The following is a 14,293-nucleotide window of genomic DNA, read 5'->3' on the forward strand; positions in this document are numbered from 1 at the left end:
TCTCAGCGAACGACCGTATGGCCATTTCCTATATGAATTTCACCAATCATATAGGAAATGGTATCGATATCAAGGGGTCAGCCCAGCAAAAAGCCCCGGTGCCAAGCCGGGGCTTCGTTTCACTTCACAATGTGTCGCCCTCGGGGGCCGCCGTCTTCCAGTGGAAGCAACGCTGAATTACCCGAGAAAGCCTGCGCAAACCGCCCGAATGAGTTCCTGATATGTTCGGCCATCGCCGCCTCGGCCTGCTCTGGCTCGCAGGCCTGGATGGCCTCCCGGATGGCCGAGTGCTCAGCGACGGTGATGGCGCCGTCGACGTCAGCAGGGTAAAGCCGGAACGTGTGCAGGTGGCAGTGCGTCTGTGCAAAGGCGTGGCGGACGATATTGTTGCCGGACGCAGCCAGGATCGTGTCGTGAAAGCGAGCGTCGTGCGCCACGAGGTCCTGGCGCCGGTCCCCCGCGCTCTGCATTGCGCTGCGGAACGCCGCCAGCTCGTTCCCGAGCGCCCCAGCGGGATTCGCGAGCCGATCCACCGCCGCCGAGCGCGCGGCCCAGGGTTCTACCAGAAGCCGGAACTCAAAAAGGGAGCGCAGCTCGGCCAGATCCAGTAGGGGCGTTGTACTATAGCCGCGGCCGGGGCTGTACACCACAAGGTTGTCCCCCTCAAGCCGCTGCAGCGCCTCACGCACCGGCGTTTGGGACACGCCTAGGCTGCGGGAAACGGCGTCGATGTTGATCCGCGTTCCGGGGGGGATCTGGCCTTCGAGAATGGACGCGCGCATGGAAGGATACGCGTCGCTGACGGCGGCTTTGACTCTGGAAGATTCGGAAGATTGGCGTGGGGGCACGGGCTGACCTCTTAAGGGTGGTTGGGGTTGGAGTCGCTGGGAAATTCTTCACCGGCTACCGGCGAGGAGGCGGGTGACAGGCCTCCGCACATCATGCGGCCAAAAAGCCGACTCTCGAACTCTGGATGCCAGTCGTTGCGGTATGGAGACGTGGCATACGCGCCAACGATGAGACCGCCCGGCGGACCCACCGGCACATCCTCCCGGCTGCGCGTGCCGTTGCGTGATCCGGTCACTCTGCCTGTCCTCTCGATGTCCCACCCTAGACCGCGGAATGTCGTCATTTGCGGAATTACCGCCAACTTCTGACAAATAGATGTAAATAATATAGGCAACTCCTGCATCCGATACGAAAACGGATTGCGGACTTCGCCCAGGAAATCGTGGATCAGCGAAGTGACCAATGGAAGCGCCGAGCGATCCTGCCCGGGTAGCATCTGATCATCGTCGAAAGCTGTGTACGGGATGTGCATCGGCCTGACCCGTAGCGAAAGGCATCGAATTGGCCACGAACTCCCACATGCGCCGCGATGAGATCGTCAAGCGCGCCACCACCGTCGGCCTGACAGGCGTGGAGGAACTCGCCGCGCACTTCAATGTGACGGCATCGACTATCCGCCGCGACCTCGCGCGCCTCACCGCTGAAGGACTTCTCGCCAGGACATATGGCGGCGCCATGGCACCGGCCGCCCATCCTGAATCCGCGCTAAGGCAGCGCGCAGGCGAAGCGTACGACGCGAAATTGGCGATCGCCCGGACCGCAGCCCAGCTCATTCAGCCGGGAGAGTCGGTTCTACTCGACGCCGGATCGACCATCGCATTGCTAGCCCACGAGCTTAAGGCGACGAGTCGGCTTCACGTCGCCACAACGAGCCTTTCAGTCATAGCGGAGCTAAATGACAGCAAAGGCATTGATTTGGAGTGCCTCGGCGGAAGGCTGCGGGCACTCAGTCAAGCTTTTGTAGGCCCCTTGACAGAGGCGGCCCTCGAACGCATGACGTTTGACCGCGCCTTTCTCGGGGCTGACGGTGTCAGTGCAACTGATGGCGTATGTGAGGCCGAGCTCACCCAGACAAGACTCAAGGAACTCATGGCCCGACGCGCAGAGCGCGTCTATGTTCTCGCGCACGGCGCAAAGATCGGCCACCGGCCTTTCCACTTCTGGACCCGCCTGGGCAAACCCTGGACGCTGGTAACTGACGAAAGTGCCGATCCGGACGAACTAAGGGCATTCGAAGCGGAAGGGATCGACGTGTTGGTGGCCAAAAACCCCGCTGCCGCTCAGTCGGACCCTCCCGCGGAAGTCAAGCCTCAGAACGCTTTGCTTCAATAACCGGGGCATCGCGAGACCAAAACCGAATCAGACGGAGCATCCCGAAGCCCAAATCTGTCAACCTTAGCCAAGAGCGGCAATGGCCGACGAGGCGCTTTGCAGAGAGACTGCGCGGTTCACGCATCTCTGATTTGCGCTAAATCGCGGGTCGATGCAGCTCGCCCTCAGGCCCCGGCAAAAGTAAACCCAAACGAGAGCTTCTCGCCTTGCGGCCCACTTCTCCGATCTGCGCAGAATGTGCATGGCTCTTGCGCAGAACACGCATTAATGCCAAGATAGATGCATTGACCATGCATCGACGTAACCCCGTCAGTGCAAGCAGGCGCCAGTATCAGCGACGTGCGGCAAGACGCCCAGAAGCAATTGGCCGTGAAGCGCTTGGCCGGCGCATCTCTCAATACATGTATCGCAAGGAGGCGCATTGTGTATGACTTGACTATCTTGATCCAGGGTTTTCCCGGCAGAAGTACCTGCCACGGTGGACTGGGATGGAGCACCGTCTCAGTCTTGAGAGGGCAAGGGGAGACCATCCTTGTCGACACAGGCGGCTACGGATACCGTGTCCCGCTCATGGCTGCTCTCGCGAACCAAGGCATCGACCGCGAAGATGTGACCGCAGTCGCCCTCACGCACTGCCATTGGGACCACGCGTGCAACTTTCCCCTTTTCCCCAACGCGCGCATCATCGTGCCGCGACCGGAGTTGGAATGGGCCGTCGAACAGCCCGTAGGAACGTGGGAACTGCCGGAGTTCCACGTTGATTTCCTTAGCCAATCGGATCGCGTGGAACGGATTGCCGACGGCGCAGAACCGTTGCCCGGGTTCTTTGCGTTGGCGACTCCGGGACACACGCCCGGGCACTTTGCCTACCACGCGGCGGTTGAGGGCGGCCGCGCGATCTTCGCTGGCGACGCCGTCAAGAACGAAACTGAATTGATGTCAGGGGTCGCCGACATGACCCTTGATCCAGACCTGAGCCGGGAAAGCATCGAAACCGTCCGCAGGATGCTCGTCGATGATCCTTCTTCGATTCTGGTACCCGGGCATGACCGATTGCTGAGCCTCAAAGACGGGGAACCCATCGCGCATTCCCAGCTCGAAGCTGGAGTAAAAATCTGGCAGTCCAACGGCGCCGGAACCACAACCATCGACCTGCTTGCCGGCAGCTCCCACTAAATTCTTAGAAACAACGAGGTTTTGAAAATGAAAATCGCCCGCCGCCGTTGGTGGATCTATCTCCTCCTCTTCGTCCTGGTCATGATCAACTATATGGATCGGACCGCGCTCTCCGTCGCCGTAGGACCTATCCAAAAGGAGCTCAATCTCTCGTCGACTCAAGTAGGACTCATGCTTTCGGCGTTCCTATGGTCGTACCTGCTGTTCCTGATTCCCAGCGGCATCCTCACCGACCGGTTCGGCCCACGGGTAGTTAACGCAGTCAGCATCGTCGTTTGGTCGCTCGCCACGATGCTCGTTGGAATCGTCCGCGGGTTCGGTGGGCTCATTGGAGCCCGGCTGCTAATGGGAGTCGGGGAATCGTCAACTTATCCGGCCGCCGGAAGAGTATTGCGCGAATGGGCGCCCGCCAGCGAGCGTGGACGCGCTGCCTCGATATACAACTCAGGTGCCTATGCCGGACCGGCCCTGGGAGCAATCTTGGCAGCGGCCCTAATTACTTCCTTTGGCTGGCAGACAATGTTCGTAATCATGGGCGCCCTCGGATTCATTTGGCTTGGTGCATGGCTGATCTGGTTCCGTGATCCGTCCAAGGCCACGTGGCTGTCGGGGCCAGAGCGAGCCATGATCCTGGAGGAGCGGAAAGTACCAGGCGAACAGCCACAGGAGGGCAAGCCCAAGGGCGGCGTCCTGAGCCTCCTGCGATACCGAAGCATGTGGGGCGTGGCGCTCGTCCAGTCAGCAGCCGTATACACGCAGTACCTTTTTCTCACTTGGCTCCCGGGCTATCTGGAGCAAGTCCATCATTTGTCGATCATGAAGTCCGGACTGTTTACGGCTGTACCGTACATCGTCGCGGTTCTTGCTGGAATCGGACTCGGTATCGTCTTTGATCGCAGGCTGAAAAGACATGCACAATCCACGGCCCGACGCCGGTATATCGTTGCCGCTTGTCTCTTGGCGAGTTCAGTCGTTCTATTGACGCCGTTTTTCTCCGACGTCACCGTGATCCTGATCCTGATCAGCATCTCGATGACGTGCATTTCTACAACGGTTTCCATGAACCTGGCGTTGCTGGGTGATCTGCTCAGGTCGCGCCATCTGGCCGGAAGGGCCAACAGCATAGCCATGATCGGGGGCAACACGTTCGGAGCCGCAGCACCGATCGTGACCGGTTACATCGTCGACACGACACACAGTTACAACAGTGCATTCGTCGTCGCCGGCATCTTCCTGTTGGCAGGAGTCGTCGTCGCGTTGACCTTGCCGCGACACCCCATTGGAGACGAAGAGTCGGCACATGCCCATGGCTTCGACGACGCTATCGCTGCCCCCGTCGCACAATAATCACCTTGCAGAGCCCAATGAATACATCTGAACCCCAAACACAAAGCTACTGCAGAGAATCAACCAGAATTCTGCCCAATTTGTCCAAGGAAGGAGGCATCGTGGATTGTAGCCAAACGGATCTTCAAGAGCCCGCGGTGCGGTTCGGCTCCTGTGACTTGTGGACAATCGTCGCGGATGACCTAAGCGGAGCAACAGACGCCGCCGCACCGTTCTCCCGGTTCGCGAAGACAAGAATTATCCGCGACACCGTGGTCCATCGATCGACGATGGATGTAGTGTCCCTCAATACCGAGAGCCGGCAGCTCCGCCCATCCGCTGCGGCTCTGGTCGTGGAAACCCTGGTTGGATCACTCATCAAGCAGGGTCGGCAAAAGATATTCAAGAAGGTCGACTCTCGGCTTCGAGGTAATGTCGGCGACGAAGTCGCTGGCGCGCTCAGGGCATTGGGCCGGAAGGGGCTGCCTGCCTTCGCGGTTGTCGCACCAGCGCTGCCCGCGGCGGCCAGAATAACGGTGGACGGGGCCGTGTTGATTGATGGTCTAAGCGCAAAAGGCGAAACCAACAGCATCGATGTCGTCGAAGCACTTCGCCAGGGCGGCCTGCGTGCAGCCGTCATCAAGAGGAGCGAATATGCGGACGCACAGACTCTGACCGACCGGATCCGTGGGGTCTTCCTTGCGGAGTGTGATGCGGCCGTCGTCGACTGCACGACAGACGACGACCTGGTTACGGTAGCGACTGCGCACCGATTGTTGGAGTTCCAAAGTCTTCTGGTTGGCTCGGCCGGGCTCGCGGCAGGGGTTGTGAATTCCCTGCCTGACGCCGTTCGTGGTATCGCCCCATCACGTTGCTCTGCCGGATCGGCCCATCCTTACCAAAGTGGGAGCCATCGGTGGCCGGCCAATAATCACCAGCACTTGCAACAAATAGAACAACCCGGGTCATTGACTAGAGGAGACAGATAATGGGACGACCAATTGTAGCCATCACCATGGGAGATCCAGCCGGTATCGGCCCCGAGATCGTCGCCAAGGCTATGGCGGATCCTTCGATCCAGGACCGGGCGCGCATATTTGTCATTGGTGACAGGGGTCGACTGGAACTGGCGATGGACGTGGTCGGAAGTGCCCTTAAGGTCAACAGCATCGGCCAGCCGTCTCAGGCGCGGTTTGAGGCTGGAACCATTGATTGCCTGGATGTGCCCAGTGTCCGGCCCGATTTACCCTGGGGGGAACTATCGGCCGAGGCCGGTCATGCGGCCTACCTGTTCTTGGAGAAAGCGGTAGAACTATCCACGAACAAAGAGATCGATGCCATCTGTACTGCTCCCTTGAACAAAGCCGCACTTCACGCGGGAGGACACAAATTCCCCGGGCACACCGAATTGCTGGCGCAACTAACCGGCACGGATGAAGTCTCCATGATGCTGACGGCCCCGAAGATGAGAGTCATTCATGTCACAACCCATCTTGGCCTTCTGGATGCGGTAGCGCGAATAGACGGTCCACTCGTCTACAGGACCATCAAACGCGGGTATGACCTCCTGATCCGTTCAGGTATCACGAACCCTCAAATCGCTGTCTGCGCCATCAACCCCCATGCCGGCGAAAACGGCTTGTTCGGCAACGGGGAAGAAGCAATCAAGATTGAGCCGGGCATCAAGCAGGCCCAGGCGGAAGGAATTGATGCCTTCGGTCCGCTGCCGGCCGATACGGTGTTCTTCCGGGCTGGCAGGGGGGACTTTGACCTTGTCGTGGCGATGTACCATGACCAGGGTCATGGTCCTGTAAAAGTTCTTGGGCTAGAGAACGGCGTCAACATCACCGTCGGCCTTCCCGTAGTTCGGACGTCAGTTGATCACGGGACGGCTTTCGACATCGCAGGCGAAAACATAGCAGATCACAAATCGCTTCTCGAGGCATTGCGGCAAGCGATCGACCTCGCCCCACCGCGACCTGAGGGAAAATAAGCCCAGAGCCATCGGAGCCTTCGCGGACAAGGCTCTTCTGAACTGCCTGTGCAGGGCCAGCCAGCCGACGCAACAGACACACGCGATGCGCGTCTGTTTGAGCTCATGGCCCGTTCCCAAGGCGCACAGATCACCCAGAACCGCTTCGGCCTGCCGGTACGCCCTAGTCTCGGCAGGCCGAAGTCGCAATCCGGGAACAGCAGCACGTGACGTATAGAACCCTCAAGGAGAAACACATGATCACCATCAGTCCTGACACACTAACGATCACGGCGACGGACCGTGCCAGCATGGACCGCGAGCTCGATGAAGCGGTGAGTGCTGCCCGGGCGGTAGCAATGCGAGAACGACGCTGTGGAATACTCGTCTCACGCCATGGACACGACTCTTTCACGGTCACCCTTAGCGATTCCGTTCCCTTCGGCTTGACCAGGGAATTCCAAGATTGGTGAACTGAACCCGCACGGAGCCACTCCCCGTGAAGAACTGCTGGCTTCAACGCCGGTGCAGCCCGCGGCAGCCGCACTGATCCCACGGCCAAAAGGTCGCGTTGACGCTTGTTTCATTCATTATTTACTCAATTGACAGTAAACCATGCGTTATGCAAGCATAAATATGCGCGTTTGGCGCACTTTCCGCGACGTACGATACATGTAATCGGCGCGAAGTCAACGATTTTAAGGTTGAGACATGGCCGTATCCATCAAGGCGACACTCCGAAAAATCCCAGGCGGGATGTTTCTACTTGCTGCCTCCCAAGCCCAGCCAATCAACTTGAGCGCTCAGGCTGCTCCCATACAGATCGCCGCATAGTGGAGCTCCTCATCGTCGCCGATGACCTCACCGGGGCGGCTGACGCTGCAGTCCCGTTCTCAGCGAGCCGAGAAACCGCTGTGCTTGTTCATCCCACAGTCGCATGGCCGCCCGCAGACGTCCTTGCGATTAATACTGAAACCCGTTACACCGACGGTCTCACTGCGAGGAAAACGGTGGGTGGGCTCGTTTCACGGGCTGCCCAGAACGGCGTCCGCGTCTTCAAGAAAGTCGACTCGCTGCTGCGGGGCAACGTCGGAGTCGAAATCGCGGCTTCCCTCGAAGCCTTGCGTCTGCCCGATCGCCCCGTACTCGCGATCGTAGCTCCCGCGTTTCCCCGAACCGGACGCACAACCCTCAACGGAATCGTGCATATGGCTGGCACTCCGCTCGGCAGCCAACGTCGCGTAGCAGATGTGCTGTCCGGGACCGGACTAAGCCACGCGCTTGTCTCGACTGACGACTGGACCGACCCTGCGTCCCTCGCGGTTCGCTTCCAACAGATCCTGACGGCGCACATCGACACGGCTATTGTCGATGCCCGGAACGATTCCGACCTGGCCGCCATAGTCGCGGCCGCCAAATCCCTCGGTGACCAGGCACTCCTCGTCGGCTCCGGGGGCATCTCGGCGCCCCTCGCCTCGTCGTTCGAATCCGACGATCCTGAGAAGCGGGCACGGCCGATCCCAGTCAGGGGAGGATATCGGGCCGGAGGCCACTCCCTCGTCGTCATCGGAAGCTATGCGCCCACGAGCCGTGCCCAACTGGATGAACTCGTCAGAGCCGGGTTCCAGCACATCCATCTCGACCACACCAACAGACTGGACGCCGGAGACCCCGTTGGAACAATCAACGTCGGTGCAACGATAGCCACTTTAAGAGAGGCCCTCGATCGCGGACAAGCCGTACTCACCCCAGATCCCGCTGCCGCCCTGGACAAGAAGCAGGCGAAGACCGTAGCCGCCGCGCTCGGCACCACGGCCGCAGCGGCTGCATCCCACGCGTCCTCAATAGTCGTCTCCGGCGGAGAGACAGCCCTGGCAGTGCTAAACCACCTTGGCGTGGCCGTCCTGAGAATCAGAGGCGAAATCCTGCCAGGGATCGTCGACGCCGAGATGCCCGGCCATATACAGCCGTTCATAACCAAATCCGGCGCGTTCGGCGACGTCGACGCACTCACGTCCGTCGTCACCTACATCGAACATCGAACGGCCGCAACAAGAGAAGGAAAGCAACATTGAATCGTCCGATTGTAGCCATCACTATGGGAGACCCAGCAGGAATCGGTCCGGAAATCATTGCAAAAGCCATGCTCGACCCGGTCCTGCACTCGAGAGCACGTGTCTTTGTGATCGGAGATCTAGGGCGTCTTGAAATGGCGATGAAAGTCGTCGACAGCCCCCTGCAGACTCGCCGCATCGAGTCCGCCGATGAAGCATTGTTCGCCCCTGACATCATCGACTGCTTCGACATTCCCGGGGTCGACACCGAGTTGCCTTGGGGCATTCTCTCGCCGGAAGCCGGACACGCGGCCTACCTCTACCTCGAAAAGGCTGTGGAGCTGGCCCTGAAGCGCGACATTGATGCGATTTGCACTGCGCCGCTGAACAAGGCCGCACTACACGCAGGCGGACACAACTATCCAGGCCACACAGAGCTTCTCGCGGAACTCACCGGCACACCCGAAGTGTCCATGATGCTGACGACGCCCAAGATGCGCGTGATCCACGTAACCACCCACATCGGGCTCGTCGACGCCGTCGCACGGATCGACGGAGCAATCGTCTACCGCACGATCCGCCGCGGTCACGACCTCCTCGTTCGGGCAGGCATCGAGAATCCGCGCATAGCGGTCGCCGCTATCAACCCCCACGCGGGCGAGAACGGCCTGTTCGGCAACGATGAAGAGGCTCAGAAAATTACGCCAGGAATTGAACAAGCTCTAGCCGAAGGCATCTCCGTGGAGGGGCCCCTCCCCGCGGACACTCTGTTCTTCAAAGCCGGACGGGGAGACTATGACCTGGTCGTGGCCATGTACCACGACCAGGGTCACGGACCTGTCAAGGTTCTTGGGCTTGAGAACGGGGTCAACATCACAGTAGGTCTGCCCGTGGTCCGCACCTCCGTCGACCACGGCACGGCCTTCGATATCGCGGGCAAGAATATTGCGGATCACGCGTCCATGCTCGAAGCCATACGTGCCGCCGTCGAACTCGCTGGAGAGCGCGCGGAGGTGAAATAGTCAAACCATGAATGCTAACGGGCGGCGAACAACGATAGCCGCAATACTCGAGGTCCGTCCGGCTACTGTCGAAGAGCTCGCCGAAGAATTCGGTGTATCGCTTTCGACGATCCGGAGGGATCTCGAACGCCTCACGACCAGCGGTCGAATCCATCGCACCTATGGAGGCGCCGTCACCGCTGGCTACTCCCCACGCGAGCAGAGCCTTCAGGAGCGCGAGCACGTCGCCCGCGACGCGAAGCGTATGATCGGTCGGTTCGCAGCCTCGCTTGTCGCTCCGGGTTCCGTCAATCTGCTCGACGCCGGCACAACGGTCGGCGCTCTCGCGGAGAACCTGACTACCCGCTCGGAACTGACCATCATCACAAATGGGATGACGTGCGCCCGGATACTTGAGCACGCGGAGGGTGTCGATCTCGTGTTGTTGGGAGGATACCTGCGTCACATCAGCTCCGGAACTGTCGGCCCACTCGCGGAAGCGGCATTGAGTTTCCTCACCGCGGACGCGGCATTCCTGGGGGCCGATGGAGTGGATCCCCTTCGTGGTCTCAGCGAAACCACTGATCAACAGGCTTCGCTCAAACGCGCAATGATCTCAGCAGCCAACGAGATTTATGTGCTGGCCGACGCCAGCAAATTGGGTGCCAAGTCGGCACACTGGTGGGCGGCGATCGATCGTCCTTGGACCCTCATCACCGACTCATCCATTACTCCCGAGCAACTCGCCATGTTCCAAAGCCACCCCGATATCAGTTTGCACGTCGTATCCGACTGACCGGCGCTAAGCCGGGGTCGCCTGACCGATGTGAAGGGTTTCGTGGACGTTTTCGTCGTACCTTTCCTCACGCGGTTCGTCGTACGGGTAGCCTCCAGGCAGAGATCCCTCCGCCAAGCTGAGCATGACTATGTGCCGCAGCGGTGGCTCGCCATCCGCAGTAACCGCAGGGATGTGGACGGAGGCCGGATTCGTTACCCTGGCGTTCGCCATCTGATCAACCCCGGAGGCTCCGGCCGCGCCCAGGAGAACCACGGCGACAGCTGCAAGTACGGGAACCATCGTCCTTCTCCAAAACCTCATGGCTCAATCATGGGCTCAGACCCTTGAGAACAGAGCGGAACAGCCTTCGGAGTATCTGTGAACAGCCCAAGGCCCCTGTGTCCGGTGGCGGTCTGTCATGGAAAGACCGGCTGGGTGGTTTGCCTGAATTTGAGGATCAGCGCTTGTTCGGCTGCTGTGGGCTGCCGGGCGGCGGAGCGGGCCAGTTGGATCCTCCAGCTCAGGGGAGTTTTGATGGACCAAGTGCCCATCCCGGCCCCTATTCCAAGTGCGGACCGGGGCAGGAATACAACTCCAAGGTCCTGCCGCACGAGTTCCAGGGCCATGGAAAAGGACACGACCTCGGTGGAGACCGTACGGTTCAGTGCGGCAGAGCTGAAGGAGTTGTCCACAGTCGCGCGGTTTCCCCATCCTTCGGGAAAGTCAATGAAGGGTTCATCGACAAGCTCTGACAGCGCGACGCGCTTCCGCCCGGACAGGCGGTGACGGGCTGAGCAGACAAAGTCAATTCCCTCGACGTGCATCGGGTATAGCTCAAAACCTGGAGCAGCCTGCTCGGGCACGGAGACCAGCGCCAGGTCCAGGGCCCCGGAGCGGAGGTCTTCCAGGCTGGTGCGCGTGCCCTGGACGGTTTGCCGGAGCTTCACGATGACGTCCGGGTAGTCCCGGCGGACCTCCTGCAGGATCCGTAACACATCAATGGATCCGACGTGGGCAAGCGTGCCGAGGACAACTGTCCCTCGAACCGTCCCGTTGGCGGCGTCGACGGCGTCCCGTGCGGCCTGGACATCCGCCAAGACCACGCGTGCGCGCGGGAGCAGAACCTCCCCAGCGGGCGTGAGCCGGATGCTGCGGCCCTGGCGCACGAACAATTCTGCGCCAAGCTCACGTTCGAGCTGTTTGATGCCGGCCGAGACGGCGGACTGGACGATGTTGACCCGGTGGGCGCCCCGGGTGAAGCTCAGGGCCTCGGCGACCGCAAGGAAGTATTCGAGGTGAAAGAGCTGCATGCCTCTATTATCGCTGATCGCGATGGATATTAGCGTGAATAAGCGTTGGACGCGATGATCGGCCCGGTTGAACACTTGAGGAATGGTTAGTACTTCAACTTCTTTTGCATCTACCACCGCGGCTACTCGGACCCACGAACGTCGGCACGCACGTGGATTCTGGATCGTCGCCTTCGTTTTCATGATCACGATGGCCTTCGCCTCGGCGCCCGCCCCGCTGTATGTGCTATACCAGCAGCGGGACGGTTTCGGCGCCTTCACCGTCACGCTCATCTTCGCCGCGTACGCGGTCGGAGTCGTGGTCAGCCTTTTCCTGGCCGGACATATTTCCGACAGATTCGGCCGTCGCCGGGTTATCGCACCCGCCGTTGTGCTCAACGTCTTGGCGGCACTGGTCTTCCTGGTCTCGCCGGAGCTACCGGGCCTGCTGCTGGCGCGATTCATCTGCGGCTTAGGCATTGGTATGCTCACCGCCACGGCGACAGCGCATATGACAGAACTACACAGTGCGGCAAGACCCGGCGCCAGGTCCCGGCGGGCCGAAGTTATCTCCACCGCCGCCAATATCGGGGGCCTCGGCCTTGGGCCCCTCCTCACCGGTTTTATGGCCGAGTACGCGCCGATGCCCCTCTACACCCCGTATGTCGTATTCGCGTTCCTGCTGCTGATCGGGCTGTTGCTGGTGGTCACGGTTCCCGAAACCGTCAACAACGTGGACGGAACCTGGACCTACCGGCCCCAGCGGATGGACGTTCCTCAAGCCGCGCGGGGACAGTACCTCACTGCAACCCTTCTGGCCTTCGTCGGATTCGCCGTCTTCGGCTTCTTCACCTCTCTGGCCCCAGCCTTTATCTCGGGGCAGCTGAGAATTGCCTCCCACATGGTGGCCGGCGGGGTGACATTCGTCGTTTTCGCCTCCTCGGCATCCTTCCAAGTCCTGTCCTCCCGCTGGCCGCGCGCCGCGCAGCTCGCCGCCGGACTCAGCCTCCTCGCGGCCGGACTTGCCACGGTCATCGCGGCGATCACCGCTTCGTCCCTGCCGCTGCTGATTGCCGGCGGAATCGTTGCCGGCTCCGGGGTCGGCGGGACCTTCAAGTCCGCGATTGGCTCGGTGATCGCCATCTCCTCTGCGGACACCCGGGGGGAGGCTTTGACCGGGCTGTTTCTCGCGGGCTACATCGGTATGGCGCTTCCCGTCGTCGCGCTCGGACTGATCATGCAATCCCTGCCGCTGGTCCTGTCCGTTGTGATATTCGGCAGCGTAATGCTCGCGCTCATCGTCGTCACCGCCTTTGCCCTGATACGCACACGCCCGATTGTGAGAAGCTGAGAAGTCCGCTACTGGGTCAGTTCTCCTTGACTGAGTGTCTGTCTTCCCCTGTGGTTGGCTGAGTGAGGTTCAATGGCCCATGCGGCCTGGTGCAGGAGACGAGCCAGCAATCCCTGCAGGCGGACCAGTCCCCTGCGGGTGTTACCGGCCGGTCGTGGAGGAATAACCGGGGCATTTGGCAATGCGCTGAGTGCTTCATGGTTGATGGACTTGACGACTGCACAAGCCATCATTAGTGAAAAATCCACAGTTCTCTTCTGTCGTTGTTACGCACCGAAATGCGCCCTGGCCGGGCATTCTTCGGGCAAGGGTGAGTGGGGGGTTTGGAGGGACTCATCCGGAAGCCGGTTTCGTCGAGTCCCTGCAAACCACGTTATGCGGCGAGGGGAGTCATGTCAGCAGCTGTGCCGCTCCCTGGTTTTCCTAGGACTGAGCGACCTACCTTCCCTATCGAAAGCGGGAATCCGGCGCAGCCGGGAACTGACTGCATTGGTCGGAGTGCAGAGTTTGTAAAATTCCTGAAGGCAGTGCGGTCACGATTGACTCCGGAGCAGGCCGGAATCAGCGCCGGTGTGGCCGGGGTCGTCCTAAGCTTGATTCCAGCGACGGAACTCCCGAAAAGATGCCGAGTACGGCTTCGAACTCCCCCACCGACTGTCCATCGGGAATTCCGGGCCACGGACTCGAGGAGGGCGGCCGCCTTCAGGGCAAGTTGAGGATAGGCTTCCGTACCCATGACCGTCGTTGCGGGCCGCGCCAGGGCGGAGGCGAGCAGCCCGACGTCGCGCATCTGGAACCCGTACCGGTCGATCACCTGCAGCGCGTCCTCAATTTCGAGGCACGAACTCATGCATCCTCAAGGCGTTTAAGCAGCGCCGCGTCATGTCTCATCACGAAATCCAGACCCTCATTGATCTCGCGACGGCGGCCGTGCCGTTGCAGTACGAGCTCGGCCCCCTGGAGCAGCAGCGCGGACTTGGAAGCGTGCAACTCGGCGGCAAAGCCTCGAGGAGGCCTGGAGCTTGACAGCCACCGTCATCCAATTCGGCCCCATAAACACGGCAGCAGGACAGCTCATGCTGCCCTGCATCTCCTGGATCGTGTTCTCCGCCGGCCTGAGCCTCTATGCCGGTTCTCGATTTCCTACTCCGGCGCGGCGCATGAC

At 60.5% G+C, this 14,293-nt stretch carries 15 protein-coding genes; 11 read left to right on the plus strand and 4 right to left on the minus strand.

Annotated features, from left to right (window positions below):
* Positions 1–119: 119 nt before the first annotated feature.
* Together ABD742_RS11645 and ABD742_RS11650 are read right to left on the minus strand one after the other, a co-directional pair.
* Complete coding sequence (locus tag ABD742_RS11645; RefSeq protein ID WP_308193899.1) at positions 120–848, minus strand: GntR family transcriptional regulator; 729 nt, start codon at positions 846–848, stop codon at positions 120–122.
* An 11-nt stretch (positions 849–859) separates the two neighbouring features.
* A complete protein-coding gene (locus tag ABD742_RS11650) occupies positions 860–1,321 on the minus strand; it encodes a hypothetical protein (protein WP_344787998.1) in 462 nt (153 codons plus the stop codon).
* A gap of 29 nt (positions 1,322–1,350) precedes the next feature.
* Between ABD742_RS11650 and ABD742_RS11655 the strand changes: the two genes are divergently transcribed.
* The 9 genes from ABD742_RS11655 (at position 1,351) to ABD742_RS11695 (ending at position 10,506) form a co-directional block, all read left to right on the plus strand.
* The gene (locus ABD742_RS11655; protein ID WP_234754130.1) at positions 1,351–2,181 is read left to right on the plus strand and encodes a DeoR/GlpR family DNA-binding transcription regulator; all 831 of its coding nucleotides are present in this window, start codon (positions 1,351–1,353) and stop codon (positions 2,179–2,181) included.
* A gap of 423 nt (positions 2,182–2,604) precedes the next feature.
* Positions 2,605–3,357 carry an MBL fold metallo-hydrolase gene (locus tag ABD742_RS11660; protein WP_344788000.1) on the plus strand — a complete coding sequence of 251 codons (753 nt, stop codon included), beginning with the start codon at positions 2,605–2,607 and terminating at the stop codon, positions 3,355–3,357.
* Between the two features lie 27 nt (positions 3,358–3,384).
* Positions 3,385–4,704, plus strand: a complete 1,320-nt coding sequence (locus tag ABD742_RS11665; protein WP_234754128.1) for an MFS transporter — start codon at positions 3,385–3,387, stop codon at positions 4,702–4,704.
* 17 nt (positions 4,705–4,721) lie between these two features.
* On the plus strand, positions 4,722–5,672 hold the full coding sequence (locus tag ABD742_RS11670) for a four-carbon acid sugar kinase family protein (protein WP_234754140.1): 951 nt from the start codon (positions 4,722–4,724) through the stop codon (positions 5,670–5,672).
* Positions 5,672–6,676 carry a 4-hydroxythreonine-4-phosphate dehydrogenase PdxA gene (gene pdxA, locus ABD742_RS11675; protein WP_344788003.1) on the plus strand — a complete coding sequence of 335 codons (1,005 nt, stop codon included), beginning with the start codon at positions 5,672–5,674 and terminating at the stop codon, positions 6,674–6,676. Before ABD742_RS11670 ends, pdxA (ABD742_RS11675) begins: the two co-directional genes overlap by 1 nt.
* A 236-nt stretch (positions 6,677–6,912) precedes the next feature.
* Positions 6,913–7,128 (plus strand): hypothetical protein, encoded by a 216-nt coding sequence (locus ABD742_RS11680; RefSeq protein ID WP_234754126.1) that lies wholly within the window; start codon positions 6,913–6,915, stop codon positions 7,126–7,128.
* Between the two features lie 360 nt (positions 7,129–7,488).
* Positions 7,489–8,730 carry a four-carbon acid sugar kinase family protein gene (locus ABD742_RS11685; RefSeq protein ID WP_234754125.1) on the plus strand — a complete coding sequence of 414 codons (1,242 nt, stop codon included), beginning with the start codon at positions 7,489–7,491 and terminating at the stop codon, positions 8,728–8,730.
* A complete protein-coding gene (gene pdxA, locus ABD742_RS11690; protein ID WP_234754124.1) occupies positions 8,727–9,731 on the plus strand; it encodes a 4-hydroxythreonine-4-phosphate dehydrogenase PdxA in 1,005 nt (334 codons plus the stop codon). Before ABD742_RS11685 ends, pdxA (ABD742_RS11690) begins: the two co-directional genes overlap by 4 nt.
* A 7-nt stretch (positions 9,732–9,738) precedes the next feature.
* Complete coding sequence (locus ABD742_RS11695) at positions 9,739–10,506, plus strand: DeoR/GlpR family DNA-binding transcription regulator (protein ID WP_234754123.1); 768 nt, start codon at positions 9,739–9,741, stop codon at positions 10,504–10,506.
* 6 nt (positions 10,507–10,512) lie between these two features.
* Here the strand turns inward: ABD742_RS11695 and ABD742_RS11700 are convergent, their stop codons facing one another.
* On the minus strand, positions 10,513–10,788 hold the full coding sequence (locus tag ABD742_RS11700; RefSeq protein WP_234754122.1) for a hypothetical protein: 276 nt from the start codon (positions 10,786–10,788) through the stop codon (positions 10,513–10,515).
* 116 nt (positions 10,789–10,904) lie between these two features.
* On the minus strand, positions 10,905–11,798 hold the full coding sequence (locus tag ABD742_RS11705) for a LysR family transcriptional regulator (protein WP_234754121.1): 894 nt from the start codon (positions 11,796–11,798) through the stop codon (positions 10,905–10,907).
* An 82-nt stretch (positions 11,799–11,880) separates the two neighbouring features.
* On the opposite strand from ABD742_RS11705, the gene ABD742_RS11710 reads away from it, so the two are divergent.
* Positions 11,881–13,128 (plus strand): MFS transporter, encoded by a 1,248-nt coding sequence (locus ABD742_RS11710; protein ID WP_234754120.1) that lies wholly within the window; start codon positions 11,881–11,883, stop codon positions 13,126–13,128.
* An 882-nt stretch (positions 13,129–14,010) separates the two neighbouring features.
* Positions 14,011–14,154 (plus strand): hypothetical protein, encoded by a 144-nt coding sequence (locus ABD742_RS11715; protein ID WP_234754119.1) that lies wholly within the window; start codon positions 14,011–14,013, stop codon positions 14,152–14,154.
* The last annotated feature ends 139 nt before the right edge of the window (positions 14,155–14,293 follow it).

The sequence above is a fragment of the Arthrobacter ramosus genome (assembly GCF_039535095.1).
GTDB lineage: Bacteria > Actinomycetota > Actinomycetes > Actinomycetales > Micrococcaceae > Arthrobacter > Arthrobacter ramosus.

Excerpts from the sequence above, each read along its gene's own strand:
- ABD742_RS11665 (WP_234754128.1), top strand. The coding sequence starts at position 3,385 with ATGAAAATCGCCCGCCGCCGTTGGTGGATCTATCTCCTCCTCTTCGTC.
- ABD742_RS11650 (WP_344787998.1), bottom strand. The coding sequence starts at position 1,321 with ATGCACATCCCGTACACAGCTTTCGACGATGATCAGATGCTACCCGGG.
- pdxA (WP_344788003.1), top strand. The coding sequence starts at position 5,672 with ATGGGACGACCAATTGTAGCCATCACCATGGGAGATCCAGCCGGTATC.
- ABD742_RS11715 (WP_234754119.1), top strand. The coding sequence starts at position 14,011 with ATGTCTCATCACGAAATCCAGACCCTCATTGATCTCGCGACGGCGGCC.
- ABD742_RS11680 (WP_234754126.1), top strand. The coding sequence starts at position 6,913 with ATGATCACCATCAGTCCTGACACACTAACGATCACGGCGACGGACCGT.
- ABD742_RS11705 (WP_234754121.1), bottom strand. The coding sequence starts at position 11,798 with ATGCAGCTCTTTCACCTCGAATACTTCCTTGCGGTCGCCGAGGCCCTG.
- ABD742_RS11710 (WP_234754120.1), top strand. The coding sequence starts at position 11,881 with ATGGTTAGTACTTCAACTTCTTTTGCATCTACCACCGCGGCTACTCGG.
- ABD742_RS11695 (WP_234754123.1), top strand. The coding sequence starts at position 9,739 with ATGAATGCTAACGGGCGGCGAACAACGATAGCCGCAATACTCGAGGTC.
- ABD742_RS11700 (WP_234754122.1), bottom strand. The coding sequence starts at position 10,788 with ATGGTTCCCGTACTTGCAGCTGTCGCCGTGGTTCTCCTGGGCGCGGCC.
- ABD742_RS11670 (WP_234754140.1), top strand. The coding sequence starts at position 4,722 with ATGAATACATCTGAACCCCAAACACAAAGCTACTGCAGAGAATCAACC.